The organism is Streptacidiphilus sp. PB12-B1b, from assembly GCF_014084125.1.
Taxonomy (GTDB): domain Bacteria; phylum Actinomycetota; class Actinomycetes; order Streptomycetales; family Streptomycetaceae; genus Streptacidiphilus.
The window spans coordinates 108028-123182 of record NZ_CP048405.1; the positions used below are offsets into that span (position 1 = coordinate 108028).

The 15155-nt window shown below is 73.6% G+C and carries 14 protein-coding genes; 2 read left to right on the forward strand and 12 right to left on the reverse strand.

Annotated features, from left to right (window positions below):
* Positions 1 to 8 precede the first annotated feature (8 nt).
* Together GXW83_RS00495 and GXW83_RS00500 are read left to right on the forward strand one after the other, a co-directional pair.
* On the forward strand, positions 9 to 929 hold the full coding sequence (locus GXW83_RS00495; RefSeq protein WP_182440905.1) for an ABC transporter ATP-binding protein: 921 nt from the start codon (positions 9 to 11) through the stop codon (positions 927 to 929).
* A gap of 25 nt (positions 930 to 954) precedes the next feature.
* Positions 955 to 1680: an ABC transporter permease gene (locus GXW83_RS00500; protein ID WP_182440906.1), complete on the forward strand. Its 726-nt coding sequence runs from the start codon at positions 955 to 957 to the stop codon at positions 1678 to 1680.
* 171 nt (positions 1681 to 1851) lie between these two features.
* Here GXW83_RS00500 and GXW83_RS00505 read toward each other — a convergent pair whose 3' ends face one another.
* From GXW83_RS00505 to GXW83_RS00560, 12 genes are all read right to left on the reverse strand, one after another.
* Positions 1852 to 3126 carry an MFS transporter gene (locus GXW83_RS00505; protein WP_182440907.1) on the reverse strand — a complete coding sequence of 425 codons (1275 nt, stop codon included), beginning with the start codon at positions 3124 to 3126 and terminating at the stop codon, positions 1852 to 1854.
* A gap of 64 nt (positions 3127 to 3190) precedes the next feature.
* A complete protein-coding gene (locus tag GXW83_RS00510) occupies positions 3191 to 3901 on the reverse strand; it encodes a FadR/GntR family transcriptional regulator (protein ID WP_182440908.1) in 711 nt (236 codons plus the stop codon).
* Positions 3902 to 3992: 91 nt separating this feature from the next.
* The gene (locus GXW83_RS00515; protein ID WP_182440909.1) at positions 3993 to 4640 is read right to left on the reverse strand and encodes a Uma2 family endonuclease; all 648 of its coding nucleotides are present in this window, start codon (positions 4638 to 4640) and stop codon (positions 3993 to 3995) included.
* A 131-nt stretch (positions 4641 to 4771) separates the two neighbouring features.
* On the reverse strand, positions 4772 to 5590 hold the full coding sequence (locus GXW83_RS00520) for an HAD family hydrolase (RefSeq protein WP_182446938.1): 819 nt from the start codon (positions 5588 to 5590) through the stop codon (positions 4772 to 4774).
* 29 nt (positions 5591 to 5619) lie between these two features.
* Positions 5620 to 6900 (reverse strand): serine--tRNA ligase, encoded by a 1281-nt coding sequence (serS, locus tag GXW83_RS00525; protein WP_182440910.1) that lies wholly within the window; start codon positions 6898 to 6900, stop codon positions 5620 to 5622.
* A gap of 661 nt (positions 6901 to 7561) precedes the next feature.
* Entirely contained in the window at positions 7562 to 8494 is a 933-nt protein-coding gene (gene pheA / locus GXW83_RS00530) for a prephenate dehydratase (protein ID WP_182440911.1), read from the reverse strand.
* 134 nt (positions 8495 to 8628) lie between these two features.
* Positions 8629 to 9942 (reverse strand): iron uptake transporter deferrochelatase/peroxidase subunit, encoded by a 1314-nt coding sequence (gene efeB / locus GXW83_RS00535; protein ID WP_182440912.1) that lies wholly within the window; start codon positions 9940 to 9942, stop codon positions 8629 to 8631.
* A gap of 3 nt (positions 9943 to 9945) precedes the next feature.
* Positions 9946 to 11994 (reverse strand): copper resistance protein CopC, encoded by a 2049-nt coding sequence (locus GXW83_RS00540; protein ID WP_182440913.1) that lies wholly within the window; start codon positions 11992 to 11994, stop codon positions 9946 to 9948.
* Between the two features lie 5 nt (positions 11995 to 11999).
* Entirely contained in the window at positions 12000 to 12464 is a 465-nt protein-coding gene (locus GXW83_RS00545; protein ID WP_182440914.1) for a copper chaperone PCu(A)C, read from the reverse strand.
* Positions 12461 to 13177 carry an SCO family protein gene (locus GXW83_RS00550; RefSeq protein ID WP_182440915.1) on the reverse strand — a complete coding sequence of 239 codons (717 nt, stop codon included), beginning with the start codon at positions 13175 to 13177 and terminating at the stop codon, positions 12461 to 12463. The genes GXW83_RS00545 and GXW83_RS00550 overlap by 4 nt, the downstream gene beginning before the upstream one ends.
* A gap of 92 nt (positions 13178 to 13269) precedes the next feature.
* Positions 13270 to 14025 carry a YcnI family protein gene (locus tag GXW83_RS00555; protein ID WP_182440916.1) on the reverse strand — a complete coding sequence of 252 codons (756 nt, stop codon included), beginning with the start codon at positions 14023 to 14025 and terminating at the stop codon, positions 13270 to 13272.
* Positions 14026 to 14167: 142 nt separating this feature from the next.
* Positions 14168 to 15052, reverse strand: coding sequence for a hypothetical protein (locus tag GXW83_RS00560; protein WP_182440917.1), 885 nt, complete (start codon positions 15050 to 15052; stop codon positions 14168 to 14170).
* Positions 15053 to 15155: the final 103 nt, after the last annotated feature.

Here is a 15155-nt window from a genome sequence, read left to right on the forward strand (position 1 = left end):
GGCCGTCCGTGACCACCATCAGCATCGACCGGGTCTCCCGCTGGTTCGGGAACGTGGTCGCCGTCAACGACATCAGCATGCGGATCGGACCGGGCGTGACCGGTCTGCTCGGCCCCAACGGCGCGGGCAAGTCCACGCTCATCCACATGATGAGCGGCTTCCTGCCGCCCTCCACCGGACGCGTCGACATCGACGGCGCGCCGATCTGGAAGAACCAGCAGGCGTACCGGCAGATCGGCCTGGTCCCCGAGCGGGAGGCCATGTACGACTTCCTGACCGGGTACGAGTTCGTGCTCGCCAACGCCGAGCTGCACGGCCTCGCCGATCCGGGCGCGGCGGCGGCCCGGGCGCTGGCCACCGTCGAGATGGAGTACGCGCAGGACCGCAAGGTCACCACCTACTCCAAGGGCATGAAGCAGCGGGTCAAGATGGCCTCCGCACTGGTCCACGATCCGGCGGCGCTGCTGCTCGACGAGCCCTTCAACGGGATGGACCCGCGCCAGCGGATGCACCTGATGGAGCTGCTGCGCCGCTTCGGCGCCGAGGGCCGCACCGTGCTGTTCTCCTCGCACATCCTGGAGGAGGTCGAGCAGCTGGCCCGGCACATCGAGGTGGTGGTGGCCGGGCGGCACGCCGCGTCCGGGGACTTCCACAAGATCCGCCGGCTGATGACCAGCCGCCCGCACCAGTACCTGGTCCGCTCCAGCGACAACCGCGCGCTGGCGGCGGCACTGATCGCGGACGCCTCCACCGCCGGGATCGAGATCGACCCGGCCGAGGACGCGCTGCGGGTGCAGGCCGTCGACTTCTACCGCTTCACCGAGCTGGTGCCGCGCGTCGCCCGGGAGGCGGGCATCCGCCTGCTCACCGTCTCCCCCGCGGACGAGTCCCTGGAGAGCGTCTTCTCCTACCTGGTGACCTCCGCATGAGCGCCACCGGCACGCCCCAGGAAGGATGGAACCAGTGAACCTCACCGTCGCCCGGCTGACCGTGCGCGGCCTGCTCGGCCGCCGCCGGGGCCTGCTGCTGCTCGGGGTGCCCGCGCTGCTGCTGGTCCTGGCGGTGATCATCCGGGTCGCCGTGGGCCAGGACGAGAGCACCACCGTCGAGGTCCTCGGCACGCTGGCGCTGGGCACCCTCGTCCCGCTGCTCGGCCTGATCGCCGGCACCGGGGCCATCGGCCCGGAGATCGACGACGGCTCGATCATCTACCTGCTGGCCAAACCGCAGCCGCGCTGGAAGATCATCACCACCAAGCTGCTGGTCGCCTTCGGCTGCACGGTGGTCTTCGGCGCCATCCCGACGTACCTGGCCGGGGTGGTCCTGTTCGGCAACTTCGAGAGCGTCGCGGTGGCGTACGGGGTGGCCGCGCTGGTCGCCGGGGCGGCCTACAGTGCGATCTTCCTGCTGCTGGGGGTGGTCACCCGGCACGCGGTCGTGGTCGGGCTGCTCTACTCGCTGGTCTGGGAGAGCATCGTGGGCAACTTCGTGACCGGCGCCAAGACCCTGAGCGTCCAGCAGTGGGCGCTGGCGGTGGGGCGCCGGATCGCCGATCCGGGCGTGATCACCTCGGCCGTCCACCTGCCCACGGCGGTGCCGCTGCTGGTGGTGGTGACCCTGGCCGCGTCGGCGCTGGCGGCGGCCCGGCTGAGCCGGCTGACGCTGGCGGGGGAGCAGTAGCCGACGCGCCACCGCCCACGGCGGAGGGGGTGTGCGGGCCGACCGGCCTGCACACCCCCTCGGACGTTCTCCGCCCCGGCGCCTGCTGAGGGCGGTTGCCCTGCTGCGGCCGGTTGCCTGTGACGGCCGGGCGCCTGTGACGGGCGGGTGCCTGTGACGGGCGGGTGCCTGTTAGGGCCGGTGCCCGACCGCCCGCAGGGTCACCGGGCGGGCCGCGCCGAGACCGGCCGCCAGCGCCACCCCGCAGCAGACCAGCAGCAGCGTCAGCGGCAGCGTCCAGCCGCCGGTGAGCTGGTGCAGCGCGCCGACGCCCACCGGGCCGCAGGCCGCGATGAAGTAGCCGACCATCTGCGACATCCCCGACAGCTGCGAGGCCACCACGGCGCCACCGGCCCGCAGCACCACCAGCGCCATGGCCAGGCCGAAGCCGCCGCCCATGGCCAGGCCCAGCAGCGTCGCCCAGATCCACGCACCGGCGGCCGGTGCGATCATCAGCCCGGCGATGCCCACGGCGTAGCTGCCCGCCATCAGCACCACCAGCAGCCGCTGGCTGGTCATCCGCCCGGCCGCGAGCGGCACCAGGAACGCGCCCGCCACCTGGACCAGGTTGCAGAAGGCGAAGATCAGACCGGCGGTGCCCCGGGACATGCCGTGGTCGGTCAGCACCGTCGGCATCCAGGCGATCAGAGTGTAGGCGAGCAGCGACATGATGCCCATGAAGACGGCGAGCTGCCAGGCCAGCGGGTGCCGCCACAGCCCGGGCAGCCGCCCGGAGCCGGCGGCCGCGGCCGGCGCGGTGCGGTCCTGCCCGGCGCCGCCCAGGACCTGCGGCAGCCACAGCGCGGCGGAGACCAGCGCCAGCACCGACCAGGACGCCAGCGAGCCCTGCCAGCCGCCGAAGGCGTGCTCCATCGGCACCGACAGCGCGGCGGCGAAGGTCGCCCCGACGATCATCGCGGTGGAGTAGACGCCGGTCATCATCGCCGCCCGGTCCGGGAAGTCCCGCTTCACCAGGCCCGGCATGGTCACGTTCAGCATGGCGATGGCCGCGCCGACCACGATGCTGCCCGCGAACAGCGGCGTCACCCCGCTCATCACCCGCAGACCCACCCCGGCCGCCAGCAGCAGCAGCGCGCCCAGCACCACCCGCTCCGGACCGAGCCGGCGCACCAGCCCCGGCACGAAGCTCGCGGTGATCCCCATCAGCAGCACCGGCAGCGTGGTGAGCAGCCCGCCCGCCGTCGAGGACAGGCCGTAGTGCGTGCTGATGTCGGTCAGCAGCGGCGACACCGCGGAGACGGCGGCGCGCATGTTGACCGACACCAGCAGGATGCCGATCAGGGCGGTCAGCGGGTGCGCGGCGATCCGCGCCGGGCGCGAGGGCACCCGGGTGGACGCGGTGGGATACGAGCGGGTCGGCTGCTGGTCGAGCGTGGTGCGGGGCATGGGTTTCTTTCCGAACGCTGTGGGTCTGTGGAGCGGTGGGGCCGGGGCGGGGCTCAGCCGGGGCTCAGCTGAGCAGGCGGGCGACGGTCCCCATGGGATCGGCTATCAGCCGCCGGCTGGCGGCCTCGGCGGCCTCGGGATCGCCGGAGGCGATGGCCTCGACCAGGGCGCGGTGCGAGTCCAGGTCGACTTCGGGCATCTCCTGGTCGCCGAAGGCGGCCCGCATGGACTCGCGCACCGAGGCGCTGAAGTAGCGGTACACCTCGGTCAGTGCCGGGTTGTGCGCGGACTCGACCAGGGCGGTGTGGAACTCCAGGTCGTGCTCGACGCTGGCCTCGCGTCCGGGCCGCTCGGGCTCGGTGAGCAGGACGTGCGCCTCGGCGTCCAGGGCGGCGTGCATCCGGGCCAGGTCCTCCGGCGTGTGCCGGACCGCGGCCAGCCGGGCGGCCTCGTTCTCCAGCGCCGACCGGACCTCCAGCACGTCCCGCACCCCGGAGCGCTGCACCCCGTGCAGCACGGCGGCCGGGTCGCTGGTGGAGCGGACGAAGGTGCCCTCGCCCTGCCGCGACTGCAGCATCCCGGCGTGCACCAGCACCCGCACGGCCTCCCGCACGGTGTTCCGGCCCACCTGCAGCTGCTCGGCGAGTTCGTGCTCGGTCGGGATCCGATCCCCCACCTGCCAGCTGCCACTGCTCAACTGCGCCCGCAGCTGCTCGATCGCCGCGTCCACCAACGAGGTCCGCCCGGCCGCCTGCAGGCTCCCGCCACCACTCATCGCCCGGTCCTCCCGTTGCCCGACATCCTCTTGCCCAGTCATCCTACAACTACCTGGATCGTTACTGACCACGGACCTCGAGGACGACCTGTCAGCGGCCCTGGGTGATCGAACCGTCGATGACGAAGCCCTTGGCCGGGCCGTCGGTGATGACCGCCTCGGCACCGTAGCGGTAGCGGTGTGAGGTGTCGTACTCGCCGCCCCGCCTGTCGGGATCGCTGAGCACGGTCACGATTCCCTCGTCCTCGTGGTCGTCGACCAGCACGTAGATGGGGATGCCTGCCCGTGCGTAGGCGCGGCGCTTGCGCACCCGATCCCGCTTGCGGTCCTTGTGGCCGGGCGAGACGACCTCGATGACGACCTGCACGCCTGCGGCGTCGACGCCGAGGCCCTCGGTGTCGGGCGCCAGGTCGAGGTCCTCCAAGGCGATGAAGACGTCCGGGACGGTCGCCTTCAACCCGTGGATCACGTTGGTGTCCTGGAACGCGGCGAACTCGGTGTCCCGGAGAAAGGCGTCGAGGGCCCGGCGGAGGCGGTTGGCGATGACCGCGTGGCGGCGGCGTCCGGTGGGCGACACTTCGATGGACCCCTCGATGATCTCGGCTCGGTAGCCCTCGGGGAGATCCATGGACTTCCACGCCTGCCACAGGACCTGGTCGAGATCATCTGATTCGAGCGTCTCCTGGTCCGCGACGGATTCCTGAGCCACGACGGCCTCCTCTTCCGAAAGCGCGGTCATCGGGAAGCACCTCCTCTCAAGTGTGGGCAGCTGCGGCATGCCGACACAAGCCGCACCTGGAAACTACGCCGAGTGTGTGCGGGTACGGAGAGTCAGTAAGGCTATCCACCCGGATAGGCGAATATGAGGGGTCAGGGCTGGGGGTAGAGGCGTTCGAGGACGGCGGCGACGCCGTCGGCGTCGTTGCTGAGGGTGACCTCGTCGGCGGCGGTGAGGAGGGCGGGGTGGGCGTTGGCCATGGCGACGCCGCAGGCGGCCCAGCGGAACATGGGCAGGTCGTTGGGCATGTCGCCGAAGGCGATGGCGCGGTCCTTGGTGATGCCGAGGCGGGCCGCGGCCAGTGCCAGGCCGGTGGCCTTGGACAGGCCGAGCGGCAGCACCTCGACGAAGCCCGGGCCGGACACCACCACGTCCACCAGCTGCCCGGCGATCTCCCGCGCGGTGCGGGCCAGCTCGTCGTCGCCGAGGGCGGGGTGCTGGAGGAACATCCGGGTGATGGGCTTGGCCCAGAAGTCCGCCGGGTCGGCGGCGGCCATGGGCTCGTCGCCGGGCATCCGGTAGCCCGGGCCGACCAGGATGACGCCGTCCAGGCCGTCCTGCCCGACCGCGACGCCCAGCGGGCCGGTCTCGGCCTCGATCTTGGCCAGGGCGGTCCGGGCCAGCTGCCGGTCCAGGGTCACCGAGGTCAGCTCGCGGTGCGCGCCCGCGTCGTACAGCTGCGCGCCCTGGCCGCAGACGGCGAGGCCGGTGTAGCCGATGGCGTCCAGGGTGGGGCGGGTCCAGGACGCCGAGCGCCCGGTGACCACGATGTGCACCGCCCCGGCGGCGGTGGCCGCCGCCAGCGCGCGCCGGGTGCGCTCCGACACGGTGTGGTCGGAGCGCAGCAGCGTGCCGTCGAGGTCGGTGGCGACCAGGTCGAACACCCGGTCGGACGGGCGGTGGGCAGGCAGGCGCTGGTCGGACGGTCGGTCGGGCGGGTTCACCGGGTGATCGGCTCCAGCACCGGGCGTCCGCCCAGGTACGGGCGCAGCGCCTCCGGCACGGTGACCGAGCCGTCCGCCTGCTGGTGCGTCTCCAGGATCGCCACGATGGTCCGCGGGACGGCGCACAGCGTGCCGTTCAGCGTGGCCAGCGGGCGGTTCCGGCCCTCCGCGCCGCGCATCCGGATGTCCAGCCGGCGGGCCTGGAACTCGGTGCAGTTGGAGGTGGAGGTCAGCTCGCGGAACTTGCCCTGGGTGGGGATCCACGCCTCGATGTCGAACTTGCGGTACGCGGACGCGCCGAGGTCGCCGGAGGCCACGTCGATCACCCGGTAGGCCAGGTCGAGCTTGTTGAGGAAGTCCTTCTCCCAGCCGAGCAGCCGGATGTGCTCGGCCTCGGCGTCCTCCGGCGCGACGTAGGAGAACATCTCGACCTTGTCGAACTGGTGCACGCGGATGATGCCCCGGGTGTCCTTGCCGTAGGTCCCGGCCTCGCGGCGGAAGCAGGGCGAGAACCCGGCGTAGCGCAGCGGCAGCTGCTCCGCGTCGATGATCTCGTCCATGTGGTACGCCGCCAGCGGCACCTCGGACGTGCCGACCAGGTAGAAGTCGTCCTCCTCCAGCCGGAAGACGTTCTCCGCGGCCTGGCCGAGGAAGCCGGTGCCCTCCATGGCGCGGGGCTTGACCAGCGCCGGGGTCAGCATCGGGGTGAAGCCGGCCTCCACCGCCTGGGCGATGGCCATGTTGACCAGCGCCAGCTCCAGCAGCGCGCCGATGCCGGTGAGGTAGTAGAAACGCGAGCCGGAGACCTTGGCGGCGCGCTCGATGTCGATGGCCCCGAGGATCCGGCCCAGCTCGACGTGGTCGCGGGGCTCGAAGCCCTCGGCGGCGAAGTCGCGCGGGGTGCCGACGTGCTCCAGGGTGGCGAAGTCCTCCTCGCCGCCGATCGGGACGTCCGGGTGGAGCAGGTTGGCGAGCTGCCCGAGCAGCCGCTGCGCCTCCTGCTCGGCCTCGTTCTGCTCGGTGTTGGCGGCCTTCACCTCGGCCGCGAGGACGCCGGTGCGCTTGAGCAGCTCGGCCTTCTCCTCACCCTGGGCCCTGGGGATGAGCTTGCCCAGCTGCTTCTGCTCGTTGCGCAGCTCGTCGTAGCGCGAACCGGACGATCGGCGCCGTTCGTCGGCGCGCAGGAGCGAGTCGACGAGGGCGACGTCCTCTCCTCGGGCGCGCTGCGATGCGCGCACACGGTCGGGGTCCTCACGAAGCAGACGAAGGTCAATCACGTGGACGAGCCTACCGGTCGGTCGGCGTCGGACGCCGCCGCATTACCGTGCGGTGGCGCTGCGCCGCCGGGTCGCCGCGGGGTGCGCGGACCGGGAGGGCTTTTCTCTCGATGATCACTTCTTGATAGGCTCTGTCATGTTCTGGGTGCTATGCGTTGGTTTTTCATCGTGATGAGACCGGTGGATTACCTGGGGATAACTGGCCCCGCCCTGTGGATATCTCGGAACAGCCTGGGGATTCATAGCTTTGTCCACAGTTGCCGCGCCAGGGCTGTGGATGCCGGGCCCGCCGAGGGCATCCGGAGCGGCTCCGGCCGGTCCCGTTCCCGGGCGGGCTAAACCTCGGCTCCGCGCACGTTTGCGTGATTTCCGATGTCCAGAGGGTCACCGGGGAGTAAACAACCGGCTCGTGTCTGGATTTGTCCGGTTTGCGGGATCGGTACCCGAAGGGCGGCTGTCGAGCCCGCCAGAAGGCGATGTGTCGACACATCCCCAACCTGTGGATAACTCGCCGCTTCCCCAGAGCCGATCAGCCTGGGGAAAACTCTCCCGGGGAATCCCCAGAAACCCGCGATCCCTCGGGAACGCGCCGATCGCAAACGATCATAGATGATCAAGCGCCGTCGCCGTGCAGTCGCAGCCCTGCCCCGGCACGGCCGGGCTACTGCTCGCCGCGTCCGTCGAGGCAGCGCGACAGCCAGTCGGCCGCCTCGGTGAACTCCAGGTCCGAGGTGCCCGGGCGCACCGCCGGCGCCAGCTCGTCCGCGCGCGGGTACGAGCCCAGGAAGCGCACCTTCGGGCAGATCCGGTGCAGCCCCATCAGCGCCTCGCTCACCCGGCGGTCGGTGATGTGCCCCTCAGCGTCCACCGAGAAGCAGTACTGGCCCAGCCCCTCGCCGGTGGGGCGGGACTCGATCCGGGTCAGGTTGACGCCGCGCACCGCGAACTCCTGCAGCAGCTCCAGCAGCGCGCCGGGGTGGTCGTCGGCCAGCCAGAACACCGAGGAGGTCTTGTCCGCGCCGGTCGGCGCGGCCGTCCGCCCGGGGCGGCCGACCAGGACGAAGCGGGTGGTGGCGGTGGACGCGTCGTGGATCTCCGAGGCCAGCGGCTCCAGCCCGTACAGCGGCGCGGCGAACTCCCCGGCGAAGGCCCCGTCGAAGCGGCCCTCCTGCACCAGCCGCGCGCCGTCCGCGTTGGACGCCGCCGACTCCCACAGCGCGTCCGGCAGGTGCTCCGCCAGCCAGCGCCGGACCTGCGGCTGAGCCACCGGGTGCCCGGTGACCGTCTTGACGTCGGCCAGGGCCGTCCCGGGGCGGACCAGCAGCGCGAAGGCGATCGGCAGCAGCACCTCGCGGTAGATCATCAGCGGCCTGCCGGTCGCCAGCTCGTCCAGGGTCGCGGTGACCCCGCCCTCCACCGAGTTCTCGATCGGCACCAGCGCCGCCGCCGCCTCGCCGTTGCGCACCGCGTCCAGCGCGGCCGGGACCGACACCGAGGGCACCAGCTCGCGGGTGGCCGCCTCCGGCAGCGTGCGCAGCGCCGCCTCGGTGAAGGTCCCCTCGGGGCCGAGGTAGGTGTAGCGGTGGGGCGACAAGGGGGCCTCCGGGAGCCGAGCCGGGCACGGACGTGGCGCTGCCGGAGCAACGTTAGCCACTCCCTGCACCCAGGGTGGCACTGTTCCGCTGCATGGACGCCGCCGCCGGCGGGCCGGGCCCCCGGCCCGCCGGGTCAGGACTCCAGCAGCGGTTGGCCGACGTAGTGCCCCGGCCCGGGTGCGGCGGGCGGGACGGCGTACAGGCCGCTGGACTCGTGCGCGATGAACTGCGAGAGCGCGTCGCCGCGCGACAGCTTGCGCTGCACCGGGACGAAGCCGGTCAGCGGGTCCGACTGGAAGGCGACGAACAGCAGCCCGGCATCGGGGGAGCCGTCCGGGCGGACCCCGTCGGCGTACGAGTAGCCCCGGCGCAGCATGGCCGCGCCCTGGTTGGACGAGGCCGCCGCGACCCGGATGTGGGCGTCGCCGGGGACGGCCAGCGAGCCGTCCGGGTTGAGCTTGTCCAGGTCCACCGGCGTGGTCTCGGTGCCGCCGGAGAGCGGTGCGCCGGACGCCTTGCGGCGGCCGATGACCCGCTCCTGGTAGGTCGGCGTCTGCTCCTCCCAGGTGTTCAGCAGCATCCTGATCCGCCGGAAGACGGTGTAGCTGCCGCCCGTCATCCAGGCCGGGCCGTCCTTCGCCTGGACGAAGACCTCCTGGTCGAAGCCGGTGTCGGTGGGCTTGGGGTTGTTGGTGCCGTCGATCTGGCCCATCAGGTTGCGGGCGGTGCGGGGCTGGGCGGTCGCGCCGGGCGAGCGGCTGAAGCCGCTCATCTGCCAGCGGAGCACGGCCGCGCCGGCGGCCAGCCGCTGCAGGGTACGCAGGGCGTGGAAGGCGACCAGGTTGTCGTCGGCGCAGACCTGGACCCACAGGTCGCCGTTGCTGTTGCCGGGCACCAGGGCGTCCGCGGGGAAGGCCGGCAGCGGGGCCAGCTGGGCGGGCAGCCGGGCGCCGAGCCCGGCCTTGGCGAAGACCGCGGCGCCGAAGCCGAAGGTGACGGTGAGCGAGCTGGGCCCGGCGTCCAGCGCGACGTCGGTGTCCTGCACGCCGGGGGGCGTGCGCCCCTCGGCCATCGCCGCGGCCGCCGCCGACCAGCGCCGCATCAGCGAGATCAGCCCGGGCCGGGCGGTCCCCGGCGCCAGGTCGAAGGCGGCGGCGTACATCCGGGCCTGCATCGGCTGGACGATGCCGCCCTGGTGCGCGCCGTAGAAGGGGACGGAGTCCGCGCCCAGCGCGGTCAGCGGCAGGGCGCCGGTGGCGGCGGCGTGCGCCGGGCCGCCGGGGCGGGTGTCGGCGAGGGCGTAGGCGCCCACGCCGACGGCGGCCCCGACGGTGCCGACCGCCCCGGCGGTGGTCAGCAGCCGCCGCCGGGAGAGCGCGGCGGGCGCTGCCTCCGGCGCGGGGGGCGCGGCGGGCTTGGGCGACTTCTTGGACTGCTGTGCTGCCATGGTTCAGCCCACCTGGATGGTCGTGGACACGGTTGTCTCGTCGATGGCGTCCGAGCGGATGCTGACCGCCATCAACCACTTGCCCTGGAGCGGGAGTTCGACCTTGGAGGCGGCCCAGTGGCCCAGGTCGACCTTGGCGACCGGGACCGTCAGCGGGCCCAGGTCCTTGGCCGCCAGCGACAGCGTGACGTCCAGCTCGGGGACGTCCACCGGCTTGCCGCTGCGGTCGAACACATAGGCGTGCAGGGTGTTCGGGCCGGTGCGGGCCGGGTCGATGGCGATGTTGACCTTGCCGTCCGCGTTGTCGCCGGGCCCGCCGGTGTCGTACGGCAGGGTGACGTTGACCGGCTGGTTCTGCGTCGCCGCCAGTGCCGCCGCCTGCTGGGTGACCTCGCGGCCGGGCGGGGCGTTGGTGAGCAGCGTGGTGACCACCAGGACGACCACGGCGAAGGCCACCTCCAGCAGCACCGAGCGCAGCAGCATCGTCCGCGCCGGGGAGGCCTCCCGCGCGCGCTGGGAGGCGACGCCGGCGCGCAGCGCCCGCTGCCGGGCCAGCTGCGCGCGGCGCACCGGGTCGTCGCTCCCGGCCTCGGCGTCCGCGTCGGCCTCCGCCTCGGGGGCTTCGGCTTCGGGCGCGGCTTCGGCTTCGGCCGCGGCTTCGGGTTCGGGTGCCGGTTCCGGGGCGGGCTGGGTGCGCAGCACCGCGGTCCAGCGCCGGGAGACCCAGGCGGCGGCCAGCATGATCAGCACCGCGCCGATCTTCACCAGCAGCAGCCGCCCGTAGGTGGTGGTGACCAGCGCCCCCCAGCTGCCCAGGCCGCGCCAGGCCTGGTAGACGCCGGTGCCGACGAGCGCGGCCACGCAGGTCATGGCGATCGCGGAGAAGCGGCCCACCTGCGCCGCGCCCACCCCGCCCTCGGCCTCGGTCCGGCGCAGCCCCACCAGGACGGTCGCCAGCCCGCCCAGCCAGCAGGCCATGGACAGGACGTGGACCACGTCCAGCGGCACCGCCAGCCCCACCTGGATGCCGACGGAGGCGTGGTCGCCCAGCGCCCAGGTGCAGGCCAGCGCGATGGACAGCACGGCCCAGCCGATGCCCAGGCCGATGCGCAGCCGGTGTTCGGCGGCGTCCGGCGCCTGCGCGCCCGCCTCCGGTACGTCCGCGTCCGCGTCCGCTGCCGGGGGGCCGCCGATGCCGGCCTGGCCGGCCAGCAGCGACAGGAAGACGCCGACCGCCGCCAGCAGCAGCACCCGGACGATCAGCAGCGTGCCCAGGCGTTCGCCGAGGCTCTGCTGAATCAGCGTCAGATCGAACACCCCGCCGAGGCCGGAGGCGGCCGCGTACGGTCCGCGCAGCAGCAGTTCGGCGACGGTGGCCAGCAGCAGTCCGGCCCAGCCGACCAGCATCAGCCGCTGCACCGACCTCAGCCGCACCCCGCGCGGCCAGCAGGCCAGCACCATCACCACCGCGCCGACCAGCAGCGCGTACGAGCCGTACTGGACGCTGCGGCTGCCGCCGTACAGGGCGCCGACCAGCGCGCTGCCCTTGGTGGCCTGTTCACCGGCGACGGCGGTGGTGCTCGAGGCGTGGCCGTAGGAGAAGGTGAAGGCGCCGGAGACCGGGTGGGTGTCGGCGGAGATGGCGCGCCAGGCGACGGTGTACGTGCCCTGGGCCAGGCCGGTGGCCAGCCTGACCTGGGCGGTGGTGTCGTCGCTGCCCGCGTGGCCGGTGGGCCCGGCGTCCACCCGCTTGCCGTTGGGGTCGAACACCCGCAGGTCGTCGGTGGCCAGCGTGACCTGCTCGCTGAAGTGCAGGGTGACCTCGGCGGGCGCAGTCTGCACCACGGAGTTCTCGGCGGGGTCGGTGGAGAGCAGCGCGGCGTGCGCGGAGGCGGCGGTGGCCCCGGCGAGCATCAGCCCGAGCAGGGCCGCCAGCACGGCCAGCAGCGAGGCGGCGCGCCGCCGCAGCGGCCGGCGGCCGGGCAGGTTGCGGCCGGGCAGGTTGCGGCCCGGCAGGGCGCGGGCGGGCAGCGGGCGGGATCGGGTCGGCATGGGCGTCAACTCGCGGGCTGGTAGGTCAGCGGCTGGACGGTGGCCTCGACGGTGATCGTCCCGGAGTGCTGGAAGGTCAGCCGCAGTTCGACGTGGCCGCCGAGCCTGGGCGCGGGGGACAGGCCCATCAGCATGACGTGCCGGCCGTCGCGGGCGAAGGCGGTGCTGCCGTGCGCGGGCACGGCGACGCCGCCGGTGATCGCGGTCATCGACGTCGCCGTGGACTGGTCCAGCTCGGCGCTCTGCGCGTCGGGGCTGGTGACGCCGGTCAGCCGGTCGGCGCTGCCGCCGGTGTTGGCGATGTCGAAGTAGGCGACCGCCATGTCGGGGGTGGCCGACAGCGGCACGTACGCGCCGCTGACCGAGATCCTGGCGGGGGAGGCGGGGGAGGAGCCGTCGGCGGCGCAGGCGGCCAGGGTGAGCCCCAGCGCCGCCGCGCCGGCGGCGCAGAGCAGTCCGGCGCGCCTCACGCGGTCACGCTCCTGATCAGCAGCGGGATGTCGTGCGCGTACTCGCCCCAGGCGACACCGCTGGTGTACAGCACGTGCGCCTTGTTGTCGGAGGGGAGGAAGCCCAGCACCTCGGCGCCGTGGACCGGCTCCTGCCCGGCCTTGGGCGCGGCCACGTAGACGCCGACCGAGGAGGCGGCCTTGATGACCGTGTCGATGTCGCCGGTCAGCCCGATGAAGGCGGGATTGAACGAGTCCAGCCAGCTGCGCAGGGTGGCGGGAGTGTCCACGGTGGGGTCGGTGCTGATGAAGACCACGTCGATCTGCTGCTGCTGGGCCTTGGGCAGCTTGGACACCGCGACGGCGATGTCGCCCATGGTGGTCGGGCAGACGTCCGGGCAGTGGGTGTAGCCGAAGTACAGCAGCACGGCCCGCCCGGCGGTGCGCTGCGCCAGGTTGAAGGGCTTGCCGCTGGTGTCGGTCAGCGTGACGTCGGGCTTGTCGAAGGTCCGCGGCAGGTAGCTGCCCTGGTACGGGGAGTGCGCGGCCCCGGCCTGCACGGCGGAGTCGCCGGAGCCGGAGCCGGAGCTGTTGCCGGAGCTGCTGCCGCAGGCGGTGAGCAGCAGGCCGGAGGCGGCGGCCAGGGCGCCGCCGACCAGGGCCCGCCGGGACAGGCGCCGGGGCTGGGACTCGGCGCGGGCGTCGGTGCGGGTGTCGGGCTGGGAGGGGGACATGCGTGGGTCCGTTCTCTCGGACGGGTGCGGTGAGCTGGTCGGGGGCGCGGTCGGGCGTCCCGGGGACGGCGGGACGCCCGACCGCGCGCGGGTCAGGCTCCGGCGCTGCTGCCGCCGGTGCCGCGGCCGGAGCCGGAGCTGCCGCCGCGGCGCCAGCCGAGGTAGCCGAAGCCGACCCCGAGCAGCCCGATGACCACGCCGATCCCGCCGAGGACCCGCGCCAGGGTGTCGCTGCCGGAGCCCGACGGCGCGGCGGCCGTGGCGGCGGCCTTGGCCCCGGCGCTGCTGCTGCCCGCCGGGGCGGCCGCGTCGGTGAGGGTCAGCACCGGGGCCGGGTTGGCCGGCTCGGGTTGGCCGGGCACCTCGTTCTGGATCCAGCGGACGATCGAGCCGTCGCTGTAGGTCTGCAGCGCCTTGAAGGTCAGCGCGTCGGTGTTGCTGGGCAGCTGGCCCATGTCGACGGTGAAGTCCTGGTAGTAGCCGGGGGCGATGCTGCCGCCGGTCCAGGTGATGGAGGAGACGGCGTCGGTGATCGCGCCGTCGTCGGTCTGGATCGGGGTGGCCAGCTTGACGCTGGTGATGCTGGCCTTCCAGCCGGGCGTCGGCGCGACCAGCACCGAGGCGATCGGCTCGGCGCTGGGGAAGTAGACCTGCACCTCGGTGGTGGAGGCGTTGTCCTTCTCGTTGGGCACCCGGAACGAGAAGGTCTGGTCGGACGCGCCCTTGACGGCGGTCGGCGGCTGCACCGTGACGTGGGCCGACGCGGGCCCGGCGATCAGCAGCACGCCGGCGGCGGCGACCGCCGCGACAGTGCCGACCCGACGCTTGACGGTGGTGGTGGTACGCATGGGGAATCGCTCCAGGATCGTGGAGTGGGCAGGTGAAGGCGGCTCGGCCTGCCCTGCTCCCCCGGGCGTCCGTGGACGGACTCCGTGGACGGACGGCGCGCACGGACGGCGTCCGCGGGTGCCTCCGATCCCGGTGCAGGTGTCAGGCCGTGAGCAGCGCGGGCGGCCCGCGCCGGACGACCTGGTGCCGCAGCAGTGCCGTGCGCGGCAGCCGCCGGGGCGCGGCGTCCCGGGCCGTGCCGCCGCCGGGGCGGTCCGGCTCCGCGCCGAGCAGCCCGCGTACCAGCGCACCGAGCAGCGACAGCGCGGTGCGCAGCTGCGCGAGGTGGGTCCGGGCGAGGGTCTCCGCCAGCTGGACGGTGACCCGGGCGTGCCGCCACACGGCGGCCTCGCCGCGCCGCAGCCACCAGCCGGCGGCGAGGGCGGCCAGCAGGTGGCCGAGCAGCATCAGCGGGGTGAGGCCGAGCACCGCGGAGCCGGTCCAGGCGTCCAGCTGCGGCAGCGCGGTGACGGCCAGGTGCGGATCGAGTCCGGCGCGGCTGACGATCTCCCCGGCCGTGGTGCCGGGCGGCAGGCCGCCGGTGCCGGACGCCCCGGCCGGGCCGCATATCAGCCGCAGGGCCAGCGCGGTGAGCGCGCTGCCCTGGCCGCCGCCCGCCGCGCCCGGCGCGGTCATCCCGGCCATGCCGGGCATCCCGGCCATCGAGCCGACGCCGGAACCGGAACCGGAGCCGGACATGCCCGCCATGGAGCCGAGCGAGAGGTGGAAGTACAGGTGCAGGCCCAGCTGTCCCACGGCCAGCCCGGCGGCGATCGCGCCGAGCGAGCGCTCCCGCCCGGCCAGGGCGGTCGCCAGGGCCCAGACCGCGAGCCCGCCGACGAGCAGCGCGTGCAGCGGCACGGTGCCGCCCCCGCCGAGGCTGTGGGCGAGTCCGGACACGACGACGCAGACCGACGCGAAGGGCAGGGCCCGGAGGGCGCGAAGGTCGAGCGCTACGGCGTGTGCCGGACGCGGCAGGCGTCCCACCAGGCTCCTCAACATGACGTCGGCCAGTCTCTCACCGCGTCCGGACGGCCCTCCGGCCGGGGCCGGTCCGGGGCCGCGCGTCGCGCCGCGCCGCTGCTCAGGG